The sequence below is a fragment of the Xanthomonas sp. LF06-19 genome (assembly GCF_034105425.1).
Classification (GTDB): domain Bacteria; phylum Pseudomonadota; class Gammaproteobacteria; order Xanthomonadales; family Xanthomonadaceae; genus Xanthomonas_A; species Xanthomonas_A sontii.
Genome location: NZ_JAXGGH010000002.1, coordinates 336,423 through 359,315 on the forward strand (window position 1 = coordinate 336,423; position 22,893 = coordinate 359,315).

Consider the following 22,893-nt stretch of genomic DNA (forward strand, 5'->3'; position numbering starts at 1 on the left):
GCGCGATGGTGTGCTGCACATTGCGTCAGCACCCGATGTCGCACTTGATGTAGTCGCTTTTCAACTGCACCCAGCGCCGTCACACCGCTCTTGCTCTTGCTCTTGCTCTGCTCTTGCTCTGCTCTTGCTCTGCTGTTGCTCTGCTGTTGCTCTGCTGTTGCTTGGCTTCGGCTCTTGATTTACCGGGTTCCCTTCCGCAGCGGCGGATGGACCGGGGAAACACCCGAAGGGCGGCGCACATGGATGTGCGCCGTTCGCGGCAGGGGCAGGATGCCCCTTCCGCGAATCCCCGGTGCATCCGCGGACCCGGAGCGCGTAGCGCGGAGGGCGCGAGGCAGGGCGCGCTTTCTTTTGGTTACCTTTTCTTTGCGCGAGCAAAGAAAAGTAACTCGCCCGAAAGGGCGAAAGCCTTTGCTGTTGCTTCAAGCTCTCGTGTCGGACAAGAAGAACTGTAGGAACTGCTTCAGCCGCGACAAACGTACTCGGTCATGCATGTCGCTGCGTAAGCCGCTTCTAAGATCAAGCAGCAGCAAGTGCAAGAGCAAAGCTTTCGCCTTGCGGCGAGTTACTTTTCTTTGCTTGTGCAAAGAAAAGTAACCAAAAGAAAGCACACCCTGCCTACGCGCCCTCCGCGCTAACGCGCTCCGGGTCCGCGTCCAGCCCGGGGATCCGCGGAAGGGGCATCCTGCCCCTGCCGCGGACGGCGTACATCCATGTACGCCGCCCCTTCGGGGTTTTTCCCCGCGCTGGCCGCCGCTTCGGAAGGGAACCCGGCAAGTCAAAAGCAAGAACAACAGCAACAGCAGAAGCAACAGCAACAACTGCACTTGCACTTGCAACCGCAACCGCAACCGCAACCGCAACGGTAAACCCCTCGCCCACCGGCGACCGCATCGCCTCCACCTCGTCCACCGCCAGGAACACCACCATGTCCACCCTCGTCACCCTGCGCAACGTCACCAAGACCTACCAGCGCGGCCCCGAGAAAGTCCAGGTCCTGCACGGCATCGACCTGGATATCGCCCGCGGCGACTTCGTCGCCCTGATGGGTCCGTCCGGCTCCGGCAAGACCACCCTGCTCAACCTGATCGGCGGGCTGGATTCGCCCAGCGGCGGCGAGATCGAGATCGAAGGCCAGCGCATCGACCGCATGAGCGGCGGCCAGCTCGCCACCTGGCGCAGCCACCACGTCGGCTTCGTGTTCCAGTTCTACAACCTGATGCCGATGCTCACCGCGCAGAAGAACGTCGAACTGCCGCTGCTGCTGACCTCGCTCAGCGCCGCCCAGCGCAAGCGCAATGCCGAGATCGCGCTGACCCTGGTCGGCCTGGCCGAGCGCCGCAACCACAAGCCCAGCGAACTGTCCGGTGGCCAGCAGCAGCGCGTGGCCATCGCCCGCGCCATCGTCTCCGACCCCACCTTCCTGATCTGCGACGAACCCACCGGCGACCTCGACCGGCGTTCGGCCGAGGACGTGCTGGGCCTGCTGCAGGAACTCAACCGCAGCCACGGCAAGACCATCGTCATGGTCACCCACGACCCCAAGGCCGCCGAGTACGCCACCCACACCGTGCACCTGGACAAGGGCGAGCTGGCCGACGCGCCGGCCGCGCACTGAGCGAGGCGATGCCATGAAGTATTTTTCGTTGATCTGGGCGCAACTGTTCCGCAGCAAGACGCGGACAGTGCTGACCCTGTTCTCGGTGATCGTTGCGTTCCTGCTGTTTGGCCTGCTCGACTCGGTGCGCGTCGCGTTCACCGCCGGCGGCTCGGTGGAAGGCGTCAACCGCCTGGTCGTGGCCTCGCGCCTGTCGATCACCCAGTCGCTGCCGGTGCGCCTGGAAGCGCAGATCCGCAGCGTGCCGGGCGTACGCGACGTGACCTATGCGATGTGGTTCGGCGGCATCTACAAGGATCCCAAGGACTTCTTCCCCAACTTCTCGGTGGCGCCGAACTTCTTCGACGTGTACAGCGAGTACGAGATGCCGCCGGAGCAGCTCAAGGCGTTTCGCGACACCCGCACCGGTGCGGCGGTGGGCGAGGCGCTGGCGAAGAAGAACGGCTGGAAGGTCGGCGACGTGATCCCGCTGCAGGCCACCATCTTCCCGCGCGGCGGCAGCAACGACTGGCCGCTGGAACTGAAGGCGATCTTCCGCGCCAAGGACCGCGCCAACGTGCAGGCGGAGAACCAGTTGATGATGAACTGGAAGTACTTCGACGAGAGCAACGACTACATCAAGGGCCGGGTCAGCTGGTACACGGTGCGGCTGGACAACCCCGAGCACGCCTCGCGCGTGGCGCAGGCGATCGATGCACTGTCGGCCAACTCCGACCACGAGACCAAGTCGCAGACCGAGTCGGCGTTCCAGCAGGCCTTCGTCAAGCAGTTCGCCGACATCGGCCTGATCGTCACCTCGATCATGGGCGCGGTGTTCTTCACCCTGGTGCTGCTGACCGGCAACACCATGGCGCAGGCCGTGCGCGAACGCATTCCGGAACTGGCCACGCTCAAGACCCTGGGCTTCCAGGACCGCACGGTGCTGACCCTGGTGATTGTGGAGTCGGTGCTGCTGATCGTGCTCGGCGGCCTGCTCGGCATGGCGCTGGCGGCGGCGGCGATCCCGGTGCTGGCCAGCGCCAGCCGCGGCGCGCTGCCGGTGCACGCTGTGCCGGCGCAGACCTGGCTGATCGGCGTGGCACTGATGCTGGTCATCGGCGTGGTGGTCGGCCTGCTGCCGGCGCTGCGCGCGCAGCGGCTGAAGATCGTCGACGCCCTGGCCGGGCGCTGAGCCCGCCCCTTCTCTCCAGCACAGCGATGCCACGGACGGCGACGCAGACCCGAGGAACAACGCAATGAAGATGCAATGGTTATGGAATGTCCTGGCGATCGCGGCGCTGGCGCTCGGCCTGGGAATCTGGATCGCCCTGCCCTGGTTCCTGGTGCTGGCGCTGGTGGCGGTGCTCGCCGTGCTGCTGCTGGCCACCCGCAGCGGCCGGCTGTCGCTGGCTGCCGCGCGCATCGGCATCGCCAGCCTGCCGCAGCGCTGGGGCGCCAGTTCGGTGATCGTGGTCGGCATCGCCGGCGTGGTCGGCGTGCTGGTGGCGATGCTGGCGATGGGCCAGGGTTTCCAGGCCACTCTGGACAGCACCGGCGACGACACCACCGCCATCGTCCTGCGCGGCGGCTCGCAGGCCGAGACCAACTCGGTCATCACCCGCGACCAGGTGCCCTTGATCGCCAGCCTGGCCGGTGTGGCGCGCGGCGCCGACAACCGCCCGCTGGTCTCGCCGGAACTGTCGCAGGTGGTGAACCTGCAGTCCAAGTCCGACGGCACCGACGTCAACGCGCAGTTCCGCGGCGTCGGCGAGCAGGGCTGGGCGGTGCACGACAAGGTCAAGCTCCTGCAGGGCCGTCGCTTCCAACCGGGCCTGCGCGAGATCGTGGTCGGCAAGGGCGCGCAATCGCAGTTCCGCGGCCTGCAGCTCGGCCAGACCCTGACCCTGGGCAACCAGGCCTGGACCGTGGTCGGCGTGTTCGCCAGCGGCGACGCGCACGACTCGGAGCTGTGGACCGACACCCAGACCCTGGCCACCACCTACAACCGCAGCGCCTACCAGTCGATCAGCGTGCGCACCCAGGGCCAGGACGGCTTACGCCAGTTCAAGGCGGCGATGGACGCCGACCCGCGGCTGAAGCTGGACGTGTTCACCACCCGCGAGTACTACCGCAAGCAGGGCGGCAACCTCAGCAAGGTGCTGGAGGTCCTGGGCACCTTCATCGGCACCATCATGGCGATCGGCGCGGTGTTCGGCGCGCTCAACACCATGTACGCGGCGGTCGCCACCCGTGCCCGCGAGATCGCCACGATGCGCGCGCTCGGCTTCCGCGGGTTGCCGGTGGTGGTGGCGGTGATGCTGGAGACCATGCTGTTGGCGCTGCTCGGCGGGGTGCTGGGCGGGCTGATCGCCTGGGCGATCTTCAACGGCTACAGCGTCTCCACCCTGGGCAGCAACTTCAGCCAGGTGGTGTTCCAGTTCAAGGTCTCCCCGCCGCTGCTGTGGACCGGGCTGAAGTGGGCGCTGGGCATCGGCCTGGTCGGCGGCCTGTTCCCGGCGCTGCGCGCGGCGCGGCTGCCGATCACCACCGCCCTGCGCGCGCTGTAGCGCCAGGGCTGAACGCGCCGGGCCGGGACCGCTGTCCCGGCCCGGCCCAATGGCGGCTGACGCGTCATCGTTCCGTCATCGAAACGCGGTAGAACGGCCGCCGCCGAGGCGCTAGCCTGCGCGGCCATTTGGTTCCACGCCGCCACGCCCATGTCCTCGCGCCTGCGCCTGCTGCTCGTCCTCTGCGCCAGCCTGTGGCTGAGCGCCTGCTCCTCCACCTCGCTCAGCGACCGCCTGGTCGCGCCGGGCGGCGTGTCGCCGTTGATGGACGAGGAGCGCATCCAGAGCCTGCTGGCGACCCTGCCCAACCGCAGCGGCCACGTGGTGGTGCCCGGCGGCATCCCGATCTTCTGGCGCGCCATCGACCCGGGCGACTACCACATGCGCTACCGCTACGAGCATGCCGGCCGCGACGCCAGCGGCCACGAGCACGCCGATTTCGCCATGGACGTGGCCACCCCGGCGCCGACCACGCACATGGCCCCGCGCGGCACCGTGGTGCTGCTGCACGGCTGGATGATGGACGGCGACTCGCTGCTGCCGTGGTCGCTGGACCTGGCCCAGGCCGGCTACCGCAGCATCAGCATCGACCTGCGCAACCACGGCCGCTCCGGCGGCGGCCCGGCCGGCTACGGCACCCGCGAGTCCGACGACGTGGTCGCGGTGATCCGCGCCCTGCGCGCCAGCGGCGAGGTGCAGGGTCCGGTGTACCTGTTCGGCGTGTCCTACGGCGCGGCCACCGCGCTGTTCGCTGCGCAGAAGCTCGGCGATCAGATCGACGGCGTGGTTGCCATGGAATCCTTCGCCAACGCCGGCCGCGGCATCCGCGACATGATCCCGCACATGCTCGCCAGCCGCCCGCGCGGCTGGATGGCCAGCGCGGCGATGGACCTGGCGCGCTGGCGCTACGGCGGGCAGAACCTGGATGCGGTGATCGCCAACGCCAACCAGCGCCTGGCGCTCAACCTGGACCAGGTCGACGTCACCGCCGCCGCGCGCGCCGCACCGGCCTGCGTGCTGCTGCTGCACGGCAGCGCCGACCAGCACATCCCGGTGGCGCACGGCCGCCTGCTGGCGCTGGACGCCCCGCGCGCGCACTACCTGGAAATGCCCGGCGAGAACCACCTCAGCCTGCCGATGCGGCTGGACCTGCTGGCGCCGACCGTGGAGGACTGGTTCGCCGACCTGCAGTCGCCGAGCCACGGCGGCCGCTGCCCGCAGCCCTTGCCGCCGCGTGCGGATCCCGAGTTGCAGCTGACGGGTGGGCCGGCGGCGAGCGATAGCCGCGGCTGAGCGGCGGGATGACCAGCCATTCGGCTGTGGAAAGCAGGGAGTCGGGATTGGGGATTCGTAACAGCGGGCTGTACTGTCGGCCTGCTGGTTCCGCGGCGGCTCATGCTCTTGCCAATCCCCAATCCCCAATCCCTAATCCCTAATCCCCGCTCGCCGCCACAAGCTCTCGCCGGCGAACAGCAGCAAGCCGATCCAAATGGCGGCAAAGCCGATCGCCTTGCCCGCGTCGAACGGCTCGCGGAAGAACCACACGCCCAGCAGCAACTGCAGGCTCGGTGCGATGTACTGCAGCAGCCCCACCAGCGACAGCGGGATGCGCCGCACGCCGTAGGCGAAACCGATCAGCGGCACCGCGGTGACCACGCCGCCGAATGCCAGCAGCAGGTCGTTGCGCCAGCCCCACGCACCGGCGAAGCCGCCGCCGTGGCCGGCTTCGCCCCACAGCACGAAGCCCAGCGCCGGCAGGAACAGGTACAGGCTCTCCACGCCCAGCCCGGCCACCGCATCCACCTGCACCAGCTTGCGCAGCAGGCCGTACAGCCCGAACGAGCCGGCCAGGCCCAGCGCGATCCACGGCAGCGTGCCGGCGTCGACGGTCAGCCAGGCCACGCCCAGCGCGGCGCAGGCAACGGCCAGCCATTGCAGCGGACGCAGCCGCTCGCGCAGCACCAGCACCCCGAGCAGCACGTTGACCAGCGGATTGATGAAGTAGCCCAGGCTGGTCTCGATCACGTGGCCGGCATTGACCGCCCAGATGTACAGGCCCCAGTTGAAGGCGATCGCCACGCTGCTCAGCGCCAGCGTGGCCAGCGCGCGCGGCTGCGCGGCAATGCGCCGCCACCACTGCAGGCGTGCGCTGTACACCAGCCAGGCCACCACCAGCAGCGTGCTCCAGACGATGCGGTGGGCGATGATGTGCGGCGACGGCACCGCCTGCAGCAGGTGCCAGTACACCGGCACCACGCCCCACAGCGCGAAGGTCGCCGCGGTGATCCACAGGCCGCGCCGGGCCTCCTGCGCGGCGACCGCGGTCATCGCCGGGTCCTCGCCACGGTGATCACCACCACGCCGGCCAGGATCACCGCCATCGCACCGAAATCGCTGGCGCTGAAGCGTTCGCTGCCGAGCCAACTGCCCAGCGCCACCGCGATCACCGGATTGACGTAGGCATAGCTGCCGGCCAGTGCCGGGCGTACGTTCTGCAGCAGCCACACGTAGGCGGTGAAGGCGACGATCGAGCCGAACACGCACAGGTAGGCCACCGCCAGCATCCCCTGCGTACTCGGCAGCGTGTGCAGGCGTTCGCCGCTGAGCAGGCCGATCGCCACCAGCATCACCCCGCCGCACAGCATCTGCCCGGCGGCGGCCATGAACGGCATCGGCAGATCGCGCCCGCGCGACCACACCGAGCCGATCGCCCAGCCGACCGGCGCGATCAACAGCAGCACCAGGCCCAGCGGGCTGGCATTGAGACTGCTGCCGGCGTTGAGCCACACCACGCCGGCGAAGCCGACCACGATCCCCAGCCATTCGCCGCGGCTGGCGTGATGGCCGCGCAACGTGCCGAACAGCGCCATCCACAGCGGCACCGAGGCCACCGCCACCGCCGCCAGCCCCGAGGACACCTGACGCTCGGCCAGCACCACCAGACCATTGCCGCAGACCAGCATCAGCGCACCGAGCATGGCCAGCGGCCGCCACTGCGCGCGCGTGGGCGCGGGCACCCCGCGCCAGCGCAGCACCGCGTACAGCACGCTGCCGGCGATCACGAAGCGCGTGCCGGAGACCACGCTCAACGGCGGCGCGCCGCCTTCCAGGGCGAAGCGGATCGCCAGATAGGTCGAGCCCCAGACGACATAGACCAGGAACAGGGCGAGAACGACGAAGCCGCCGCGCGCAGGCGCAGCGGCGACAGGAGCAGAAGGCATCGGACGGCGCCAGAGACAGCGGGGGCGCTATTCTAGAGCACCTGGTCTGCGCGCAAGCCGTCTCGCCCGCGCGCGGCGCGCTGCCGCGGCGTACAGATCGTTCGTCGAGAAAGGAGTCGTGGATGACATCACACCGCACCTGGCTCGCGCTGCCCCTGCTGGCGGCGCTGGGCAGCAACAGCGCGGCACGCCCGCCTGCCGGACCCTGGGACTTGAACGGACATCAGTTGCTGGAAGCCCCGCTGGACGGCTCGCTGGCAGACGACCTGGGTCCGCAGCAACCGCAGGAACTGCGGGTCATCGTGTCCTCGCGCACGGCGGCCGCCTACATGCTCGGCATCGCGGCCGGCAGCGAGGGCGCGCGATGGTGCCGACCGGCCGGCCAGTCCGGTCCACCGGATGTCCAGGCCCTGGTCGCCGATCTCGTCGCGCTGCCCGATACGCGCCTGGACGAACGCGCCAGCGACCTGGTCGTGCAGGCCCTGGCCAAACGGTACCCCTGCAAACCTGCCAAGCCACGCCGCCCATCGCACTGAGGGCGCCGCCTGCCTCAAGGTCGCGTCGGCGCGACGAGGCAGTGATGAGCCGCTGGCGCGACGATGCGTCGGGTGCCGCACGGGCATCCACACTGGCACCGCAGCCACCGCCAGCGGCGCCCGGCGCTCCACCGTGATCACCAGGCCGCGGCGCTGCAGGTCCGCGTGGGCGCGCCAACAGCCAGACCAGCAGCGCGCAGCAGATGAAGGATCTCAATCAGGTCGCGTCAGCTGCCGCCACTGCGCATGGCCGACCCGCGCCGCGCTCTGGCCGAAGAAACGAGACCGGCCTCGCGCAAGGAGCGTGCTGCTCAATGCAGTTCTGACCCCTGAAGTTTCCACCGATCAGCCGACGTCCAAGACAGCGCAACTGCAGCCCGCTCCGGCGCTCCGCAGCCCCCGAAAAACCTAAGAGACGGTTCAGCCGCACGGGCGTATCTGTACGCACACACACCTGCTCGCTGCGCACTGCCATGGCCATCGATACCGCACTGTCGCCGCTCGGCACCGTCACGCCTTATGGCACGTCGCCCTATGGCTTTTCCGCAGAGAGTGCCTCCAGCGGTTCGGCTCAAGCCGGCAACCCGATCGTGGCCAGCAACGACCCGGCAGCGGTGCAGCAGGCGGTGGAATTGTCCGGCGAGGCCTCGGTGATCTTCAGCCTCGGCGGCCTCGCGGGAACCATCCCGGCCGACACGGGCCTGACCTACAACGCGGCCGGGCTGTTCAACAGCATCGTCAGCGCCGGCCCGAGCGATGTGGCCTCGTCTGCCGGCACTTCCACCTCGACCGCCGGCGCGTCGACCTCGACCGGCACCGCGCCCTACCCCACCCTCGATCAGGCCACGCAGACATACGACCAGGGCCTGCTCGGCACCATCACCGCGCCGCCGTCGACCCCGGGCCTGTACAACGCCTCCGGTGTCTTCAGCAGCCAGGGCCTGACCCCGCAGCTGTCTTCGCTGCTGCAGTCCGATCCCAGCCTCAGCGGCACGGTCAGCGGCGACCTGCTCAATCAGGGCATCGTCGGCGGGTTGATCGACACCACTGCCTGAGCAGTGCGGCATGGTCGCCTGCGGCACCCGCACGCACCTGGCACGGTAGAAACGGCTTCAGGCCACTTCTAGCGCGCGCTTTTCGCAGCCTTGCCGAACACCGCGTTGTTCTCTCGCAGGAGCGGCTTCAACCGCGACAGGCATTGCCGGTCACGCCCCGTCGCGGCTGAAGCTGCTCCTACGCGTGGCCTTGCGCCACCCGCGAAGATCCCCTTCTACCGCATCCCCAGCGCAACGCACGTATCGCCGGCCATGGCCAACGGCTCCGGCACCGCCCAGCCAACGTGCTGTGACGGCACTCGTATGTCGCTCGACCGGCGTCGCTCAGCCCGGCATCGCCGGACCACAGGCCTCGGCCGGATCGCTGTTCGCCGGCAAGGCATGCCGCTCCAAGGCATCGGCGTCGCCGCCCGCATCGCCGGCCAGCGCATCGTTGGCCGCCTGTGCCGCACCTCCCATGAACAGGGAAGCGGACAGCAGCAACATGCGCATCGGGTTCACGGTCACGACCTGGCAACAAGCGGGCCGCACAGTGTAGAGAATGGCGTCGTGCGGAGACAGCACGGCGACGCATTCGTGTGCGCGAAACCGGCCGCCGTTCAGCGCGCGGGACGATCCAGCCAGCAGGCCAGGCCCTGCGCATTGAGTTCGATGTCCATGTGCAGCACGCGCTCCACGCCGGCATCGTCCAGCGGACAGCCATGCAGCCGCGCCCGCTCCAGATACAGCGCGGTCAGCGCCGCGACCAGGCAGCGATGGCGGTCGGAACGGCCGTCGCAGCCACGCGCGATCGCCACCATCGCCTCCAGTTGCTCCAGCAGCTCCGCCGCCAGCGTCTCGGCGCCCTCCACCGGACCGTAGTGGGTGAGATACAGCGTCTGCGGCGCGTAGCCGAGCATGCGCTGGATCGAGGCCTGCATCGCTTCCGGCTCGAACTGCACCGGCGACGAGGTCGGGATCGCGAACGCACCGCGCGCGCTGTCCAGTTCGCGGTAGGACAGGCCGAAGGTGTCGCCACTGAACCAGCTGCGGCTGCGTGCGTCCCACACGCACAGGTGATGGCGGGCGTGCCCGGGGGTGTCGATGCACAACAGCTCGCGCCCGGCCAGCGACAGGCGATGGCCGTCCTCGGCCACCACCACGCGCTCCGCCGGTACCGGCACGATGCTGCCGTAGCTGCGCGCCATCTCCGCCTCGCCGTACACCGCGGTGGCGCCGGCGATCAGCCGCGCCGGATCGATCATGTGCGGCGCACCGCGCGGATGCACCAGCAGACGCGCGTTCGGCAGGTGCTGCAGCAGCGCACCCGCACCGCCGGCATGGTCCAGGTGCACGTGGGTGAGGATCAGCCAGTCCACGTCGGCCGGCGCCAGACCGGCGTGCGCCAGGGCGTCCAGCAGCAGCGGCACGGCATGGCTGGTGCCGCAGTCGACGAAGGCGCCGCGCCCGTTCTCCACGATCAGATAGGCGGCATCGAACTGCGCGCGCTGGAAGCCGGTATCGACGAGATGGATGCTGGGATCGCGTGGCATGGCGCAGAAGCGTGGCTGGGCGAAGCTCCATTCTAGGCGGTATGGAGGATGCTGCCAGTGCCGGGCGGCAAGGGCCGGATGAGGACGAATAACGGAAACGCCGGAGACCCGACAGCCCATTGTGGGAGGGACTTCAGTCCCGACTGCATGCGGCCGGCAAACACACGCGCTTCGGATGTCGCGATGGAACGCGTCATTTGTCTGTAGGAGTCGACCGTCATGCAGCCGCGAAAAGCGAAGCCGAGCGCCGCCTGACACCCTCCGTCGTCGGGACTGAAGTCCCTCCCACAATGCAATCCTCCGACAAGGCTTAGTGCCGCCCTGTCGGAGCCGCTTCTACGACGGACCGCCGCGCTTGCGCTCAGCCCGCCTCGCGCAAGCGCGCCAGCGCCGCCAGCACCGTCTCGGCCGGCGCCTCCAGAATCACCGGCGCCGCCTGCAGCGCCTCGGCCTGTGCAGCCTGCTTGAGCGCAGCGATGGTCTGCCCGGCATCGCGCGGCGAGGCGAAGCCGCCGCTCTGCAACAGCAGCACGCCCTCGCCATCAAGCAGCTTGAAGTAGAACTGGCCGTCGGCCTCGCGGTACTGCTTGAAGCTCGGCAGCGCCTGCTTGGCCGTCGCCGCTTCGGTAGCGCCATCGGCCTGCGCCGACAGATCGCGCAGGCCCACCGCGTGCCGCAGCTCGGCCAGGAACGGGATCGCATAGCGTTCGCGCAGGCGCTGCGCGTTGTCGCGCAGGATCGCCTCGATGTCCTGCGGACGCGCCATCAGCGCTTCGTAGCGCACGCGCATCGGCGCGATCTCGGCATCGATGCGCTCGAACAGCTGCTGCTTGGCCTCGCCCCAGCCGATGCCGGCGGCGAACGCCTGCGCGAACGCGGCCGTCTCCTCGGCGCTGGCGAAGGCCTGGTACAGCTGGAACAGCGCGGAGCCCTCGGTCTCCTTCGGCTCGCCGGGCGCGCGCGAATCGGTGACGATGGCGAACACCCGCTTCTTCAGCTCCTCGCGCGGGGCGAACAGCGGAATGGTGTTGTCGTAGCTCTTGCTCATCTTGCGCCCATCCAGCCCGGGCAGCGTCGCCACCTGCTCGTCGATCAGCGCATCGGGCAGCACGAAGTGCTCGCGGCCGTAGACGTGATTGAAGCGCTGCGCGAAATCGCGCGCCATCTCGATGTGCTGGATCTGGTCGCGGCCCACCGGCACCTGCTGCGCCTTGAACAACAGGATGTCGGCGGCCATCAGCACCGGATACATGAACAGGCCGGCGGTGACCCCGGCATCGTCGTCCTCGCCGTCGGCGCGGTTCTTGTCCACCGCCGCCTTGTAGGCGTGCGCGCGGTTGAGGATGCCCTTGCCGGCGACGCAGGTCAGGAACCAGGTCAGCTCGTTGGTCTCCGGCACGTCCGACTGGCGGTAGAACCACACCTGCGCCGGATCCAGGCCCGCCGCCAGCCAGGTCGCCGCGATCTCCAGGGTCGAACGCTGGGTCCGCGCCGGGTCCTGCGCCTTGATCAGGCTGTGCAGATCGGCCAGGAAGAAGAAGCTCTCGATGCCGGGACGCCGGCTGGCCTGCAGCGCGGGGCGGATGGCGCCGACGTAGTTGCCAAGGTGCGGCGTGCCGGAGGTGGTGATGCCGGTGAGAACGCGGGTGGTCATGCGGAATGGACGGTCAGGGGGAAACCCGGCGAGTTTACCCGCTGCGCGACAACCCCGTTCCGGCGCGTGGTGCGTTCAATCCGGCGTCCCCGTCCTGGAGTCGCCGCGATGCACGTTCCTGCTCCTTCCCTGCCCCGCCGTTCCCGTTCCCTCGCCGTGCTCGCCTTCGCGCTGCTGTGCATCGGCGGGCTGTGCGGCTTTCGTCCATGGCCGTCGCCACCGAGCTCGGCGCCGGCGGTGCAGCTGCAGGTGATCGATCGCGATGCCGGCGACGATCCGCTGCCCGCGCATGCCTGGCGCGGCGAGCGCTGGATCGCCGCCACGCCCGGCCACCGCTACGCGTTGCGCCTGACCAACCTGACCGGGGCGCTGGTGCTGGTGGTGCTGTCGGTGGACGGCGTCAATGCGGTCAGTGGCCAGACCGCGGCCAGCGACCAGCGCGGCTATGTGCTGGCGCCGTGGCAACAAACCGAGATCGCCGGGTGGCGCAAATCGTCCGAGGACGTGGCGCAGTTCGTGTTCACCGACCTGGAGGACAGCTATGCGGCACGCACCGGACGTCCGCGCAACGTCGGCGTGATCGGCATGGCGGTGTTCGACGAAGCGCGGGCATGGCCCGATACCGTCCCGGGGAACGCAGGCGTCGACGCCGAGAGAGCTGCCAACGCAGCCGCGCGCGCGGCAACGCCCGGCGTCCCGACGCCGGAAGCAATGCCTGCACCGGCAGCGGCCGCCGACGCCCCGCAACGCAGTGCGGCCGCACCCCTCGCGGCGGCACCGTCCGCGGACGCACGCACGTATGCACGCGAAGGCACCTCCGCTGCCCGCGTGCAGCAGCGCCTGGGCACCGGCCACGGCGCGCGCGAATGGTCGCCTTCGCGCGTCACAGAATTCGAGCGCGCCAGCGACGTGCCGATGCAACGGACCGAGCTGCGCTACGACAGCCGCGCACGGCTGATCGCACGCGGCGTGCTGCCGCGGAACCTGCCGCCGCGGCGCGTGGCGGTTGCGCCAAGCGCGTTTCCCGGCGACTACGTGCCCGATCCGCCGGAGCGCTGAGCGTCCCGCGCACCAAAAAAGCACGGGCCGCAATGCGGCCCGTGTCGACGACGCTGGGGCGGTGTGCGCCTCAGTCGTGGTATTCCTTGCCCAGGCCGTCGCGGAACGCGTGCACTTCCTTCTCGGCGCGATCGCGCGCCCAGCCGTAGCGCTCCTGCAGCTTGCCGGCCAGGTACTGGGTGTTGCCTTCGGCGACGTCGAAGTCGTCGTCGGTGAGGTCGCCCCACTGCGCCTTGATCTTGCCCTTGAGCTGGGTCCACTTGCCGGCAATGATGTCTTTGTTCATGGCATCTCTCGTGATGTGTAAGCGGCGCCTTACGCCGCCCGCGCAGCATTGCGCGGCCTGCGTCGCGAACCGATCAACGCAGCGTCAGCGATGCATGAGCATCGTGAACCGTTACGCGGTGGTCGGCAGCCGCGCAAAAAAAAACGGGCCGGCAAGCCGACCCGTTTCTGGTCACCGAGACGAGGCTCAGTTCTTGGCGGCGTCTTGGACCTTCTCGCCCGCCTTCTGCACGTCCTTGCCGGCACCGGCAACGGTGTTGCAACCGGCCAGCAGGCCCACAGAGAACATCGCCAGCAGCATCCACGCAAACGTACGCTTCATGGGTTTAACTCCTTCACTTGGTCATGGGACGCGGCACACGGCCGCGCGAAACTCAGCACTTGCCCGCGCTGCAATCCTTGGCGGTGTCTTCCACCTTCTCGCCCGCCTTCTGCATGTCCTTGCCGGCGCCGGCAACGGTGTTGCAGCCGGTCAGCACACCAGCGCAAAACAGGGTCAGCATCAACAGGGTGGTCAGTCGCTTCATCGGGTCGTCCTCGGCAATCGCAGGTGGTCGGGGTGGGCGGCGATAGGCGTCGCCGCGCTACCGTCTGGGGGTGAATCTGCCGTCACGACTGTGGATTTCACGTGAATGAACCGGCGACCCATTCAGGGTAAGCCCGCGTCGCTCAGTCCCGCATCAGGGTCGATTTGCCGAACAGGCTCTCCACCAGGTCCACGGCCAGCTCCGCGGTCAGGTTGCGGTGGTCCAGCACCGGATTCAGCTCCACGATGTCCAGCGAGGCCATGCGCCCGCTGTCGGCGATCATCTCCATCACCAGCTGCGCCTCGCGGTAGTTGGGGCCGCCAGGCACGGTGGTGCCGACACCCGGGGCGATGCTGGGGTCGAGGAAGTCCACGTCGAAGCTGACGTGCAGATGGGTGTCGGCGTCGAGCCCGTCCAGCGCCGCCTCCATGGTCCGCTTCATGCCCATCTCGTCGATGTAGCGCATGTCGTACACGTCCACACGATGCTGCTTGATCAGCCGCTTCTCGTCCGGGTCGACCGAGCGGATGCCGATCTGCCGCACCTGCTCCGGGCGCAGCGCCGGCGCGCTGCCGCCGAGCTCGGTCAGCGCCTGCGGGCCCAGCCCGCACAGGCAGGCCACCGGCATGCCATGCACGTTGCCCGACGGCGTGACCTCGCTGGTGTTGAAGTCCGAGTGCGCGTCCAGCCACAGCACGCGCAGCTTGCGGCCCTGCTCGCGGCAGTAACGCGCCACCGCGGTGATCGAACCGATGCCCAGGCAATGGTCGCCGCCGAGCACGATCGGCATGCGCCCGGCGCGCAGCTCGGCGTAGCTGGCCTCCATCAGCGCGCGGTTCCAGGCCACCACCTCGTCCAGGTGGCGGTAGCCGTCGACCGGCGCCTGCCAGGGATTGCGCGGGCCATCGATGTTGCCGATGTCGCGCACCTCCACGCCACGATTGGCCAGCGCCTCGTGCAGGCCGGCGATGCGCAGTGCCTCCGGCCCCATGCGCGCACCGCGGTGGCCGGCCCCGATATCGGTGGGAACGCCGATCAGGGACACCGGCAGAAAGGACGACTTCATGCGCATACGCTCCAGCCAAAAAAGTGGCCCAGTCTAGCGGGACCGGCATGTCACGACTCGCCGCGGCGCAGCAGGCGGAGGCGCGCGGTTGGACGTCGATGGCAGCGCCTGGCTACGCTGCTCCGCCGTTTCTGGAGATCGCCTTGGAAAAACCGTTGACCGTGACCCTGGAGGCCGCGTTCGCCGGGCTCACGTTCCTTCCCTGGTTCGCGTGGGCGCACAACAGCCTCAACCCCATGCTGATCCTGCACGCGGACCACGTGGAGTACCGCGTGCTTCGCACGCGCACCCGTCCGTACAGCGAGATCGCCAGCGTGGACTATCGGAAGGCATGGGGAACCGAGAACGTCGTGCTGGCCTTCCAGGGAGCGAAGACGACCTTCATCGCGAACACCGGGCTGCTCCGGCGCACCAGAGAGGCCATCGCCTTCTTGCAGCAGCAGGGTTGTCCGCTTTCCGCGCGCGCGCAGTTCTTGCTCATGCCGCGAAGCCCGTAGCGCAGCTCGCGACAACACGCGGCGATCCAACCGCGCTTCGGTTGAGCGGCTGTTGCCTCGCGGTTGTGCTGCTGCGTGCTTGCCATCCGCCACGCCACACCCTGCTCGCGTGACGCGCAGTTGCTCCCTGCTCGACTGGATGTTCGTGAGGGCACGCGACAGAAAGCAAAAACCGCTGTTTCAGCGGATTGATGGCGCAGCGCTGACATCTGCGGATGCCGGCGGATCGAAGATGGTGCCGCTTATCCGAATCGAACGGATGACCTACTGTTTACAAGACAGTTGCTCTACCGACTGAGCTAAAGCGGCAAGGTGGACGACGCCCGCGGGCGGGCCCGGGGCAGTCTACCTGCTGGCGCGGGCCTCGGCACGCGCGACGGCGCGGCGCCGAACACCGGCAGGCGCGGCATTCTAGCGCAGCGTGCCGCAGTCCACGGTGCGCTGGCGCGCGGCGCCGAGCTGGCGGCGCAGGGTCGCGGCCTGCGCCGCGGAGTCGGCGCGCAGGTCCAGCCACCAGCGCGACTGACCGCTGCCGCCGCTGGGGATCAGGTCGGCGTTGAAGCCGGCACGGGCCAGTTCCTGGCGGCGGCGCTCGGCCCCCTCGCGGCTGCGGTACTGGCCCAGGGCGATGGCATTGCCGGCATCGCCCTGGCGCAATGGGTAATAGTCGCGGATGCCGGCGGCGACGATGCGCTCGGTGGCCTGCCTGAGGCCGTCCTCGCCGCCGATGGTCGGCAGGATCACGCGGAAGCTGGTGGCATCGCTGTCGGCGGCCTCGCGCAGGCGTGGACGCGGCGCGCCCGGGGCCAGCGCGGCGACGGCCGCCTGGGCGGCATCGCGATCCGGGTAAGGCCCCACGCTCAGGCACACCGCCGCGTCGGCAGGGGGCTTCGCCGCAGGCTCGACCTGGGCCTGGGTTGGAGCGGGCGCAGGCACGGCAGCGGGCGGCGCGGGCGCATTGGAGGGTGCAGCTGTGGTCGGAGCCACCGGCGCGTCAGCCTGCGCCGGAACCGCTCCGACAATATCGGCGGCGACGGCGGTGTCCGCTTGCGCATCGGCTGGCGCGGCGACAGGCGCAGACGCCGGCGGAGTTGGCGCAGCAGCCGGCGCCGGCGCTTCATTGACCAGTTGCAGCGTCGCCACCCCGGCCGGCACGGCCGGCATCGGCACCGGGGGCGGCGTCGGCGGCTGCATCGCCCACCACACCGCGACGCCGAGGTTGAGGATGGTCAGGACGACGAGCAGGGCGCGAACGAGCATGGCCGGATTCTAGAGCGTGCGATGCACGTTGGGAGAGACAGTGGCGTTTGCGTGGGACGTTGCGACTTCGGCGCAACGTCCGCCTTCGCCGCGCCGCATCGCGGCCGCCTGCGCCGGCCGGCTCAGGCGGCACCGGCACCGGCACCGGCCACGGCGTGCGCCTGCGCCCACAGCGCCAGTCCGTCCAGGACCAAGGCGGGGCGATGCTCGGCCGGCGGCAGCGCGTGCAACAGCGGCGGCACCCCACCGCCGTGCAGCAGCAGCCGCGGTCGACGTCCGAGCAAGGCCTCGCCCTGCTGCAGGCTGCGCTCGATCAGCGCCACTGCCGCGCCGTCGCAGCCGGAGGCCAGGGCGTCGGCGGTGTCGGCGGCGAACTCGTGGTAGTCGCCGCCCTCGGCCGGCAGCTGCGCCGCCTTCTGCTGTAGCGCCTGGCGCATCACGGTCGGCGACGGCGCGATGCGGCCGCCGTGGTGCAGGCCGTCGCGATCGAGCAGGTCCACGGTCAGCGCCGTTCCCACGCCCACCACCAACACATCGCCGCCGCCATGCGCGGCGAGCAGGGCCAGGAACCGGTCCACGCCGAAGGCCTGCGGTCGCGCGTACGCAATCCGCACCCCGACGCACGCGGCCTCGGTGCGCGCCACCTGCACCTGCGCGAAGCGGCTGCGCAGCGCCTCCAGCACGGTGGCGGTCAGGGCCGGCGCGGCGACACTGGCGACGTAGGCGGTGCCACCCTGCGGCAGCGCCGCGACCGCCGCCGCGTCCATCGCCTCGGCACCATGCGGCCAGGCCTGCACCGCGCCCACCTGCCCGTGTTCCAGCGCGGCGAACTTGAAGCGCGAGTTGCCCAGGTCGAACAGCCAGTCGCTCATGCCGGCCTCACGCTGACGTCGCCCGCATGCACCAGCTGCTCGCCGTCGGCGAAGGCCACCCGCAGCGCGCCGTCCTCGGCCAGCCCCAGGGCCGTGCCTTCGCGCACCTGGCCGCCATCGTCGATGCGCACGGCGCGTCCGGCCAGCAGATCCAGCGCGGCGTAGCGCGGCAGGAACGGCGCCAGTCCCTCCGCGTCGAACAGCGCCAGCGCCGGCAGCAGCTGCGACAGCACCGCCGCGGCGATCGCGTTGCGCGACACCGCGCCATCGGCCAGCCGCGTCAGGTCGGTCCACGGCTGGTCGATGTCCGCGGCAGCGGCCGCCGGCATCGCCACGTTCAGGCCCAGGCCGATCACGGCCCGCGCCGGCCCGGCGAACTCGCCGCCGCCTTCCACCAGCAGGCCGCCCAGCTTGCGCCCGTCGGCCAGCAGGTCGTTCGGCCACTTCAGCCCGACCGTGGCGAATCCGGCCGCACGCAGGGCTTCGGCCACGGCCACGCCGGCCGCCAGGCTCAAGCCGCCCAGCCGGCCCAGCCCGCCCTGGAAGCTGCGCGCCACCGACAGATACAGATGCGCCGCCAGCGGCGAGGCCCAGACCCGGCCACGGCGGCCACGGCCGCCGGTCTGGCGCTCGGCCATCAGGACTTCGCTGCCCTGCGCCGGCGCCGGCCGCTGCAGCAGGGTGGTATTGCTGGAGACCAGGCTCCAGGCGATCTCCAGCCCGGCCAGCTCGGCGCCCGCCGGCCCGCTCAGTCCGGCCCGGATCGCCGCGGCGTCGAGCAGTTCCAGCGGCCGTGCCAGGCCATAGCCTTCGCCGGCCCGGCCCTCGATCTCCACCCCGGCCGCGCGCAGCGCCTGAATGCGCTTCCACACCGCCGCCCGGGTCAGCCCGCAGGCGCGCGCCAGGGCATCGCCGGACAGGGGCCCCTTGCTGAGCCTGGCCAACAGTTCGCGCTCGTCCAACGCCGGTTCCATCGCCTCGTTCCGCCCCTGGGCGTGCAGTGGCGCGCCCTCGTGAACCGAAAAGTATGCGGCAACGCCCCCCGGGCGCCCAGGGCCGGGGCCCTGCATTGGGTGAAAACCGCGTTAGAATCGGGATTCACCGCCGCTCGCCCTGGATGCCGACGATGCGCCGTTCCCTGCCCTGCCTGCTCCTGTTGCTGCTGCCACTCGCCGCCGCCCACGCGTCCAACGTGCTGGCGGAGAAGCCGCACACCGACTGCACCTACGGCGACGCGGCCGATGCCGACAGCACGCCGACGCGCCCGCCCGCGGCGCTGCATGCGCCCGCCTCCACCGGCAAGCCGGCCTCGACCACCACGGGCGGCGGCAGCGACAGCGACCTGGTGCCGCGCATGCGCATGCCGAAGTGGCACAGCTTCCTGCCGGGGATGTTCCGCTGATTCCACGCTGGCTGCGCGGGCTGTGGTCGAAACCCGCCGCCATCGATGACCCTACCTGGCAGGCCGTGCGCCGCGACTGCGCCTGGGTCGCCGCCCTGGATGCGCCGCGCGAACAGCGCCTGCGTACGCTGGCCAGCGAATTCCTGCATCGCAAGACCATCTCGCCGCTGGGCGGCCTGCAGCTGGATGCCCGGCAGTGCGGCCTGCTCGCCGCACTGTGCTGTCTGCCGCTGCTGGAGTACGGCAGCGAGGGCATGCGCGGCTGGTCGCAATTGCTGGTCTACCCGGACGCGTTCCGCGTGCAGCGCAGCCATGTCGACGCGGCCGGCGTGCTGCACGAGTGGGAAGACGAACTGATCGGCGAATCCTGGGACAGCGGCCCGTTGATCCTGTCCTGGGCCGACGTGCAGGCCGACCTGGACGATCCACGTGCCGGCTACTGCGTGGCGGTGCACGAGATGGCGCACAAGCTCGACGTGCTCGACGGCGCCCTGGACGGCACGCCGCTGCTGCCGCGTACGTGGCAACGGCAATGGGCCGACGATTTCCAGCGCAGCTACGATACCTTCTGCGCGCGCGTGGACCGCGGCCGCGCCAGCGAGATCGACGCCTACGCCGCCGAAGCGCCGGAAGAATTCTTCGCGGTGGTCAGCGAATATCACTTTTCCGCGCCAGAGCGGCTGCAACGCGAGATGCCGGAAGTGGCGGCGCATCTGGCGCGGTTCTATGGTCGCTCTCCGTTTGCCGCGGACTGAGCGGCCATCGCGTCTTGAGGCATCGCTTCAAGACGTCGCCGCGATGAACGCGACAACGCATGCGTTACGGGGAGTCGAGCGCGTCACGCGTCGGGACTGAAGTCCCTCCCACAGTGCACCCGTCGCGGCTGAAGCCGCCCCTACAGGACATTTCCCGAATCCCTCCATCGCGGAAAACGCATCACACCAACTTCAAATCCCGCGCATGCGCCTGCGGAAACACCTTCTGCAGTTGCGTCGGCGACAGGCCCCACATGCGGCCGAGCAGGCCGGCGAACATGTCGCGGTAGTTGGTCAGCACCGGATAGTCGCGGTCCTGGAACAGCTTGTCCTTGCTCACCGCCACCTGCTCGCCGGCGATGCGGCCGCCGTTGACCCCGCCGCCCAGCACCCAGTACGTGGTGCCGTGGCCGTGGTCGGTGCCCTTGTCGCCATTCTCGCGGAAGGTGCGGCCGAACTCGGACAGCACCACCACCACCGTATTGCGCCACTCCGGCCCCAGCGCCTCGGCATAGGCCGACAGCCCCTCGGACAGGTTGGCCAGGTTGTTGGCCAGCGCGCCGTCGGTGCTGCCCTGGTTGACGTGCGTGTCCCAGCCGCCGACATCGACGAAGCCGAGCCGGTAGCGCTCACGCATCAGCGTGGCGATGCGCCGTGTCTCGTCGGCGAAGGTGCGCGCGCTGGCGGCGCCGCGGTTGGCCTGCTGCATCTCGTCGCGCAGGGCCTGCGAGACCTGCTGGCGCAGCGCCAGGCCGTCGTGCGCGGCACTGGCCAACTGGGTGCCGTGGTACATGCCGGCGAGGATGTCGGCCTGGCGCTGGTCGAAGGCCGGGGTCGGATTGCGCTTGAGCGAGAGATTGGGAATGTCGCCGCCGCCCTGGAAACTCAGCGGCAGCGAGTCGGTGAAGGCGATCGACGGCGTGCCGGTGGCCACCTGCGACAGCCGCGCCAGGAAGCCGGTGCGGTAGTCGCTGCGCTGCCCGGCCGGTTGCCCGGCCTCGATGCTGTCCTGGGTCTCGAAGTGGCTGCGCGACAGGTCGTCGGTGCCGGCGAAAGGCACAAAGGCCAGCTGCTTGTCGGTCCACAGCGGCATCAGCGTGTCGCGCAGCCTTGGGTTCAGGCCCCACTGCGTGTCCAGCGCGATGGCGCTGTTGGGATTGGCCGGATCCGGCCTGGCGATGGCCAGGCTCGGCCGCGAGGCGTAGTAGAAGTCGCTCGCGTACGGGACCAGCAGGTTGTTGCAGTCGTAGCCGCCACGCAGGAATACCACCAACAAACGCGGCGACGGCGCCGGTGCGGCGAACAGGCGCCCGGCGAACGGCAGGCTGGCCGCGGCGGCGGCGGACGCGAGCAGGAAGCGGCGACGGTGCATGGCGGATCTCCGTGCGGCGAAGGCCGCGGTCAGCGGTAATTGAAATCGGGCGAGGCCAGCAGGTAGCCGTTCCACTCCTGCTGCGAGCGCGCCTGCGCCAGCGCCTGGCGCGTGGCGTCGCTCAGTTGCGGCTCGATCGCGTGGTAGTACAGCGGCGTGCTCAGTTGCGGAAAACCGCCGCGCTGCTGCCCCTCGACGGTGAACAGCTGGGTGTTGCCGTTGCCGATCGCACGCGCGATCTCGAAGCGCTGCGCCATTTGCCCGGAACTGTTCCAGGCACTGGACTGCAGCGACCAGCCATCGGGCGTGATCCGTCCGAAGCTCGGCTCGCCCATCTGGTTCAACCAGCCCAGCAACGGCTGCGGATTGACGATGGTCTGCCCGTCGTAGGCCAGGCGCAGCGCCGAGACCAGGAAGCGGTACGGATCCTTGAACTTGTGTGGCGCGCCGGCCGCCATCTCCGGTGCGGTGAACATCACCTGCAGCACCGCCGCGATATCGCCGTCGCTGCGCTGGAACGTGCGCGCCATCTTCTCCACCAGCGCCGGCGGCGGATCGTCGGCGACGAAGTACTCGGCCAACTGCCGCGAGATGAAATGCGCGCATGCCGGCTGGCGCACGATCAGTTGCACCGCGCGCTCGACCTCGTCGAAGCCGCCGCCGGCGATGCGCTGGCCGAGCAAGGTCTTGTCGCCGGGTTCGTGCCGCGCCGGGTTGAACTCGAATGCACCGCGACGCACATACTGCGCCTGCAGCGCAGGCGGCAACTTCGGCGGACCGTCGCGGTCGACCGGCGCGATGCCGACGCCGGTGAGGATCAGCGCCAGTTGCTGCACGTCCTTCTGCGTGTAGCCGGCATCGACGCCGAGGGTGTGCAGTTCCATCAACTCGCGCGCGTAGTTCTCGTTGACCTTGCCTTTGGCGTTCTGCGCGTTGTCCAGGTACTCCAGCATCGCCGGACTCTCCAGCGTCGCCATCACCAGGTCGGAGAACTTGCCCAGCGCGTGCGGGCGGATCGCGTTGTCGGCGTAGTCGGCCACGGTCCAGTGCAGGCGGCCCTTGTCGGCGAACACGCTGAAATGGTTGAGCCAGAACCACACCATCTGCTCGCGCAACTGGTCGGGCGCGTAGATGGCGCGCAGCAACTGCGCCTGGCGTGCCTGGTTCAACAGCAGGTCGCCGCGCTGCTGCGCGGCCTTCTTCGCCGCGACCTTGGCATCGCCATCCGGCATCGCCTTGATCGCCTGCTGCGCGGCGGCCTGCTGCTTGAGCAGTTCCTGGACCGGCGTGTGCAGCGCGGCGTAGCCGTCCAGTTGCGCGCGCACCGGCGCCGGCAGGGCGGCATCACCACCGTCGGCCTGCAGTTGCTCGCGCAGGAAGCGCTTGCGGCCATCGCGCTCGAACTGCGCCACGCTGGCGCTGTCCAGGCCGGTGGTCATCGACTGCAGCCAGCGCGCGTCGTCGCGCTTGAGCACCTTGTCGGTGGCAGCGATGGCGCCGACGGTGAACAGCACCAGCAGCAACGACAGCAGCAATCGCTGGGTATTGCGCAGCGCGCGCCGGCCGCGCACGCGCAGACGCGTTGCTGCAGGACGATGCCGGGATGCGGACATGCGGGGCTCCTGGACGAAAAGCG

Annotated in this window: 23 protein-coding genes, 1 tRNA gene and 1 pseudogene; 10 read left to right on the top strand and 15 right to left on the bottom strand. The window is 69.7% G+C overall.

Annotated elements, in window-relative coordinates:
- The first annotated feature begins 928 nt into the window (after positions 1-928).
- The 4 genes from SLW55_RS05510 (at position 929) to SLW55_RS05525 (ending at position 5,457) form a co-directional block, all read left to right on the top strand.
- Positions 929-1,618, top strand: coding sequence for an ABC transporter ATP-binding protein (locus SLW55_RS05510; RefSeq protein ID WP_017908954.1), 690 nt, complete (start codon positions 929-931; stop codon positions 1,616-1,618).
- A gap of 13 nt (positions 1,619-1,631) precedes the next feature.
- The gene (locus SLW55_RS05515; RefSeq protein WP_017908953.1) at positions 1,632-2,789 is read left to right on the top strand and encodes an FtsX-like permease family protein; all 1,158 of its coding nucleotides are present in this window, start codon (positions 1,632-1,634) and stop codon (positions 2,787-2,789) included.
- A gap of 64 nt (positions 2,790-2,853) precedes the next feature.
- Entirely contained in the window at positions 2,854-4,164 is a 1,311-nt protein-coding gene (locus tag SLW55_RS05520) for an ABC transporter permease (protein ID WP_320744787.1), read from the top strand.
- 150 nt (positions 4,165-4,314) lie between these two features.
- The gene (locus SLW55_RS05525; RefSeq protein ID WP_320744788.1) at positions 4,315-5,457 is read left to right on the top strand and encodes an alpha/beta fold hydrolase; all 1,143 of its coding nucleotides are present in this window, start codon (positions 4,315-4,317) and stop codon (positions 5,455-5,457) included.
- 132 nt (positions 5,458-5,589) lie between these two features.
- On the opposite strand, the gene rarD is transcribed toward SLW55_RS05525, so the two are convergent.
- Together rarD and yedA are read right to left on the bottom strand one after the other, a co-directional pair.
- Positions 5,590-6,492 (bottom strand): EamA family transporter RarD, encoded by a 903-nt coding sequence (gene rarD / locus SLW55_RS05530; protein ID WP_320744789.1) that lies wholly within the window; start codon positions 6,490-6,492, stop codon positions 5,590-5,592.
- Positions 6,489-7,385: a drug/metabolite exporter YedA gene (gene yedA, locus SLW55_RS05535; protein WP_295964540.1), complete on the bottom strand. Its 897-nt coding sequence runs from the start codon at positions 7,383-7,385 to the stop codon at positions 6,489-6,491. The genes rarD and yedA overlap by 4 nt, the downstream gene beginning before the upstream one ends.
- A 122-nt stretch (positions 7,386-7,507) precedes the next feature.
- Here yedA and SLW55_RS05540 point away from each other — a divergent pair, with 122 nt between their 5' ends.
- Positions 7,508-7,921: a Rap1a/Tai family immunity protein gene (locus tag SLW55_RS05540; RefSeq protein WP_320744790.1), complete on the top strand. Its 414-nt coding sequence runs from the start codon at positions 7,508-7,510 to the stop codon at positions 7,919-7,921.
- A 473-nt stretch (positions 7,922-8,394) separates the two neighbouring features.
- Complete coding sequence (locus SLW55_RS05545) at positions 8,395-8,976, top strand: hypothetical protein (protein ID WP_320744791.1); 582 nt, start codon at positions 8,395-8,397, stop codon at positions 8,974-8,976.
- A gap of 381 nt (positions 8,977-9,357) precedes the next feature.
- Here SLW55_RS05545 and SLW55_RS05550 read toward each other — a convergent pair.
- The 3 genes and pseudogenes from SLW55_RS05550 to SLW55_RS05560 form a co-directional block, all read right to left on the bottom strand.
- Positions 9,358-9,468 (bottom strand): annotated as a pseudogene (locus SLW55_RS05550) (peptidase); the annotation flags it as partial.
- A gap of 107 nt (positions 9,469-9,575) precedes the next feature.
- On the bottom strand, positions 9,576-10,508 hold the full coding sequence (locus SLW55_RS05555) for an MBL fold metallo-hydrolase (protein WP_267103629.1): 933 nt from the start codon (positions 10,506-10,508) through the stop codon (positions 9,576-9,578).
- 361 nt (positions 10,509-10,869) lie between these two features.
- On the bottom strand, positions 10,870-12,162 hold the full coding sequence (locus SLW55_RS05560) for a tryptophan--tRNA ligase (protein ID WP_152236650.1): 1,293 nt from the start codon (positions 12,160-12,162) through the stop codon (positions 10,870-10,872).
- 156 nt (positions 12,163-12,318) lie between these two features.
- Between SLW55_RS05560 and SLW55_RS05565 the strand changes: the two genes are divergently transcribed.
- The gene (locus SLW55_RS05565; protein ID WP_320744792.1) at positions 12,319-13,221 is read left to right on the top strand and encodes a hypothetical protein; all 903 of its coding nucleotides are present in this window, start codon (positions 12,319-12,321) and stop codon (positions 13,219-13,221) included.
- Positions 13,222-13,291: 70 nt separating this feature from the next.
- On the opposite strand, the gene SLW55_RS05570 is transcribed toward SLW55_RS05565, so the two are convergent.
- The 4 genes from SLW55_RS05570 to rocF all read right to left on the bottom strand — a co-directional run bounded on the left by SLW55_RS05570 (position 13,292) and on the right by rocF (position 15,099).
- Positions 13,292-13,507: a CsbD family protein gene (locus SLW55_RS05570; RefSeq protein WP_043093613.1), complete on the bottom strand. Its 216-nt coding sequence runs from the start codon at positions 13,505-13,507 to the stop codon at positions 13,292-13,294.
- 186 nt (positions 13,508-13,693) lie between these two features.
- Entirely contained in the window at positions 13,694-13,828 is a 135-nt protein-coding gene (locus SLW55_RS05575) for an entericidin A/B family lipoprotein (protein ID WP_026143575.1), read from the bottom strand.
- Between the two features lie 52 nt (positions 13,829-13,880).
- The gene (locus SLW55_RS05580; protein WP_017908941.1) at positions 13,881-14,033 is read right to left on the bottom strand and encodes an entericidin A/B family lipoprotein; all 153 of its coding nucleotides are present in this window, start codon (positions 14,031-14,033) and stop codon (positions 13,881-13,883) included.
- A 142-nt stretch (positions 14,034-14,175) separates the two neighbouring features.
- On the bottom strand, positions 14,176-15,099 hold the full coding sequence (gene rocF, locus SLW55_RS05585) for an arginase (RefSeq protein ID WP_026144365.1): 924 nt from the start codon (positions 15,097-15,099) through the stop codon (positions 14,176-14,178).
- Positions 15,100-15,146: 47 nt separating this feature from the next.
- On the opposite strand from rocF, the gene SLW55_RS05590 reads away from it, so the two are divergent.
- Positions 15,147-15,596 carry a hypothetical protein gene (locus tag SLW55_RS05590; RefSeq protein WP_267118058.1) on the top strand — a complete coding sequence of 150 codons (450 nt, stop codon included), beginning with the start codon at positions 15,147-15,149 and terminating at the stop codon, positions 15,594-15,596.
- 233 nt (positions 15,597-15,829) lie between these two features.
- On the opposite strand, the gene SLW55_RS05595 is transcribed toward SLW55_RS05590, so the two are convergent.
- From SLW55_RS05595 to birA, 4 genes are all read right to left on the bottom strand, one after another.
- Positions 15,830-15,905 (bottom strand) — tRNA-Thr (locus tag SLW55_RS05595).
- Between the two features lie 102 nt (positions 15,906-16,007).
- Positions 16,008-16,856, bottom strand: coding sequence for an SPOR domain-containing protein (locus SLW55_RS05600; protein ID WP_295964524.1), 849 nt, complete (start codon positions 16,854-16,856; stop codon positions 16,008-16,010).
- A 122-nt stretch (positions 16,857-16,978) separates the two neighbouring features.
- On the bottom strand, positions 16,979-17,728 hold the full coding sequence (locus SLW55_RS05605) for a type III pantothenate kinase (protein WP_320744793.1): 750 nt from the start codon (positions 17,726-17,728) through the stop codon (positions 16,979-16,981).
- The gene (birA, locus tag SLW55_RS05610; RefSeq protein ID WP_320744794.1) at positions 17,725-18,702 is read right to left on the bottom strand and encodes a bifunctional biotin--[acetyl-CoA-carboxylase] ligase/biotin operon repressor BirA; all 978 of its coding nucleotides are present in this window, start codon (positions 18,700-18,702) and stop codon (positions 17,725-17,727) included. Before birA ends, SLW55_RS05605 begins: the two co-directional genes overlap by 4 nt.
- 143 nt (positions 18,703-18,845) lie before the next feature.
- Between birA and SLW55_RS05615 the strand changes: the two genes are divergently transcribed.
- Together SLW55_RS05615 and SLW55_RS05620 are read left to right on the top strand one after the other, a co-directional pair.
- Positions 18,846-19,130 carry a hypothetical protein gene (locus SLW55_RS05615; protein ID WP_017917075.1) on the top strand — a complete coding sequence of 95 codons (285 nt, stop codon included), beginning with the start codon at positions 18,846-18,848 and terminating at the stop codon, positions 19,128-19,130.
- Positions 19,097-19,885 (top strand): M90 family metallopeptidase, encoded by a 789-nt coding sequence (locus SLW55_RS05620; protein ID WP_152238998.1) that lies wholly within the window; start codon positions 19,097-19,099, stop codon positions 19,883-19,885. The genes SLW55_RS05615 and SLW55_RS05620 overlap by 34 nt, the downstream gene beginning before the upstream one ends.
- Before the next feature lie 181 nt (positions 19,886-20,066).
- On the opposite strand, the gene SLW55_RS05625 is transcribed toward SLW55_RS05620, so the two are convergent.
- Both SLW55_RS05625 and SLW55_RS05630 read right to left on the bottom strand, forming a co-directional pair.
- Positions 20,067-21,257 carry a DUF1501 domain-containing protein gene (locus SLW55_RS05625; protein WP_152238999.1) on the bottom strand — a complete coding sequence of 397 codons (1,191 nt, stop codon included), beginning with the start codon at positions 21,255-21,257 and terminating at the stop codon, positions 20,067-20,069.
- Positions 21,258-21,286: 29 nt separating this feature from the next.
- Complete coding sequence (locus SLW55_RS05630) at positions 21,287-22,870, bottom strand: DUF1800 domain-containing protein (protein ID WP_320744795.1); 1,584 nt, start codon at positions 22,868-22,870, stop codon at positions 21,287-21,289.
- Positions 22,871-22,893 lie beyond the last annotated feature (23 nt).

What these genes read in the sequence shown, in the direction of transcription:
- SLW55_RS05525 (WP_320744788.1), top strand. Translation starts at nt 4,315, where the DNA reads ATGTCCTCGCGCCTGCGCCTGCTGCTCGTCCTCTGCGCCAGCCTGTGG.
- SLW55_RS05580 (WP_017908941.1), bottom strand. Translation starts at nt 14,033, where the DNA reads ATGAAGCGACTGACCACCCTGTTGATGCTGACCCTGTTTTGCGCTGGT.
- SLW55_RS05575 (WP_026143575.1), bottom strand. Translation starts at nt 13,828, where the DNA reads ATGAAGCGTACGTTTGCGTGGATGCTGCTGGCGATGTTCTCTGTGGGC.
- rocF (WP_026144365.1), bottom strand. Translation starts at nt 15,099, where the DNA reads ATGAAGTCGTCCTTTCTGCCGGTGTCCCTGATCGGCGTTCCCACCGAT.
- SLW55_RS05510 (WP_017908954.1), top strand. Translation starts at nt 929, where the DNA reads ATGTCCACCCTCGTCACCCTGCGCAACGTCACCAAGACCTACCAGCGC.
- SLW55_RS05560 (WP_152236650.1), bottom strand. Translation starts at nt 12,162, where the DNA reads ATGACCACCCGCGTTCTCACCGGCATCACCACCTCCGGCACGCCGCAC.
- SLW55_RS05625 (WP_152238999.1), bottom strand. Translation starts at nt 21,257, where the DNA reads ATGCACCGTCGCCGCTTCCTGCTCGCGTCCGCCGCCGCCGCGGCCAGC.
- SLW55_RS05630 (WP_320744795.1), bottom strand. Translation starts at nt 22,870, where the DNA reads ATGTCCGCATCCCGGCATCGTCCTGCAGCAACGCGTCTGCGCGTGCGC.
- SLW55_RS05605 (WP_320744793.1), bottom strand. Translation starts at nt 17,728, where the DNA reads ATGAGCGACTGGCTGTTCGACCTGGGCAACTCGCGCTTCAAGTTCGCC.
- SLW55_RS05590 (WP_267118058.1), top strand. Translation starts at nt 15,147, where the DNA reads ATGTCACGACTCGCCGCGGCGCAGCAGGCGGAGGCGCGCGGTTGGACG.
- SLW55_RS05545 (WP_320744791.1), top strand. Translation starts at nt 8,395, where the DNA reads ATGGCCATCGATACCGCACTGTCGCCGCTCGGCACCGTCACGCCTTAT.
- SLW55_RS05520 (WP_320744787.1), top strand. Translation starts at nt 2,854, where the DNA reads ATGAAGATGCAATGGTTATGGAATGTCCTGGCGATCGCGGCGCTGGCG.
- SLW55_RS05570 (WP_043093613.1), bottom strand. Translation starts at nt 13,507, where the DNA reads ATGAACAAAGACATCATTGCCGGCAAGTGGACCCAGCTCAAGGGCAAG.
- birA (WP_320744794.1), bottom strand. Translation starts at nt 18,702, where the DNA reads ATGGAACCGGCGTTGGACGAGCGCGAACTGTTGGCCAGGCTCAGCAAG.
- yedA (WP_295964540.1), bottom strand. Translation starts at nt 7,385, where the DNA reads ATGCCTTCTGCTCCTGTCGCCGCTGCGCCTGCGCGCGGCGGCTTCGTC.
- SLW55_RS05515 (WP_017908953.1), top strand. Translation starts at nt 1,632, where the DNA reads ATGAAGTATTTTTCGTTGATCTGGGCGCAACTGTTCCGCAGCAAGACG.
- rarD (WP_320744789.1), bottom strand. Translation starts at nt 6,492, where the DNA reads ATGACCGCGGTCGCCGCGCAGGAGGCCCGGCGCGGCCTGTGGATCACC.
- SLW55_RS05600 (WP_295964524.1), bottom strand. Translation starts at nt 16,856, where the DNA reads ATGCTCGTTCGCGCCCTGCTCGTCGTCCTGACCATCCTCAACCTCGGC.
- SLW55_RS05555 (WP_267103629.1), bottom strand. Translation starts at nt 10,508, where the DNA reads ATGCCACGCGATCCCAGCATCCATCTCGTCGATACCGGCTTCCAGCGC.
- SLW55_RS05540 (WP_320744790.1), top strand. Translation starts at nt 7,508, where the DNA reads ATGACATCACACCGCACCTGGCTCGCGCTGCCCCTGCTGGCGGCGCTG.
- SLW55_RS05615 (WP_017917075.1), top strand. Translation starts at nt 18,846, where the DNA reads ATGCCGACGATGCGCCGTTCCCTGCCCTGCCTGCTCCTGTTGCTGCTG.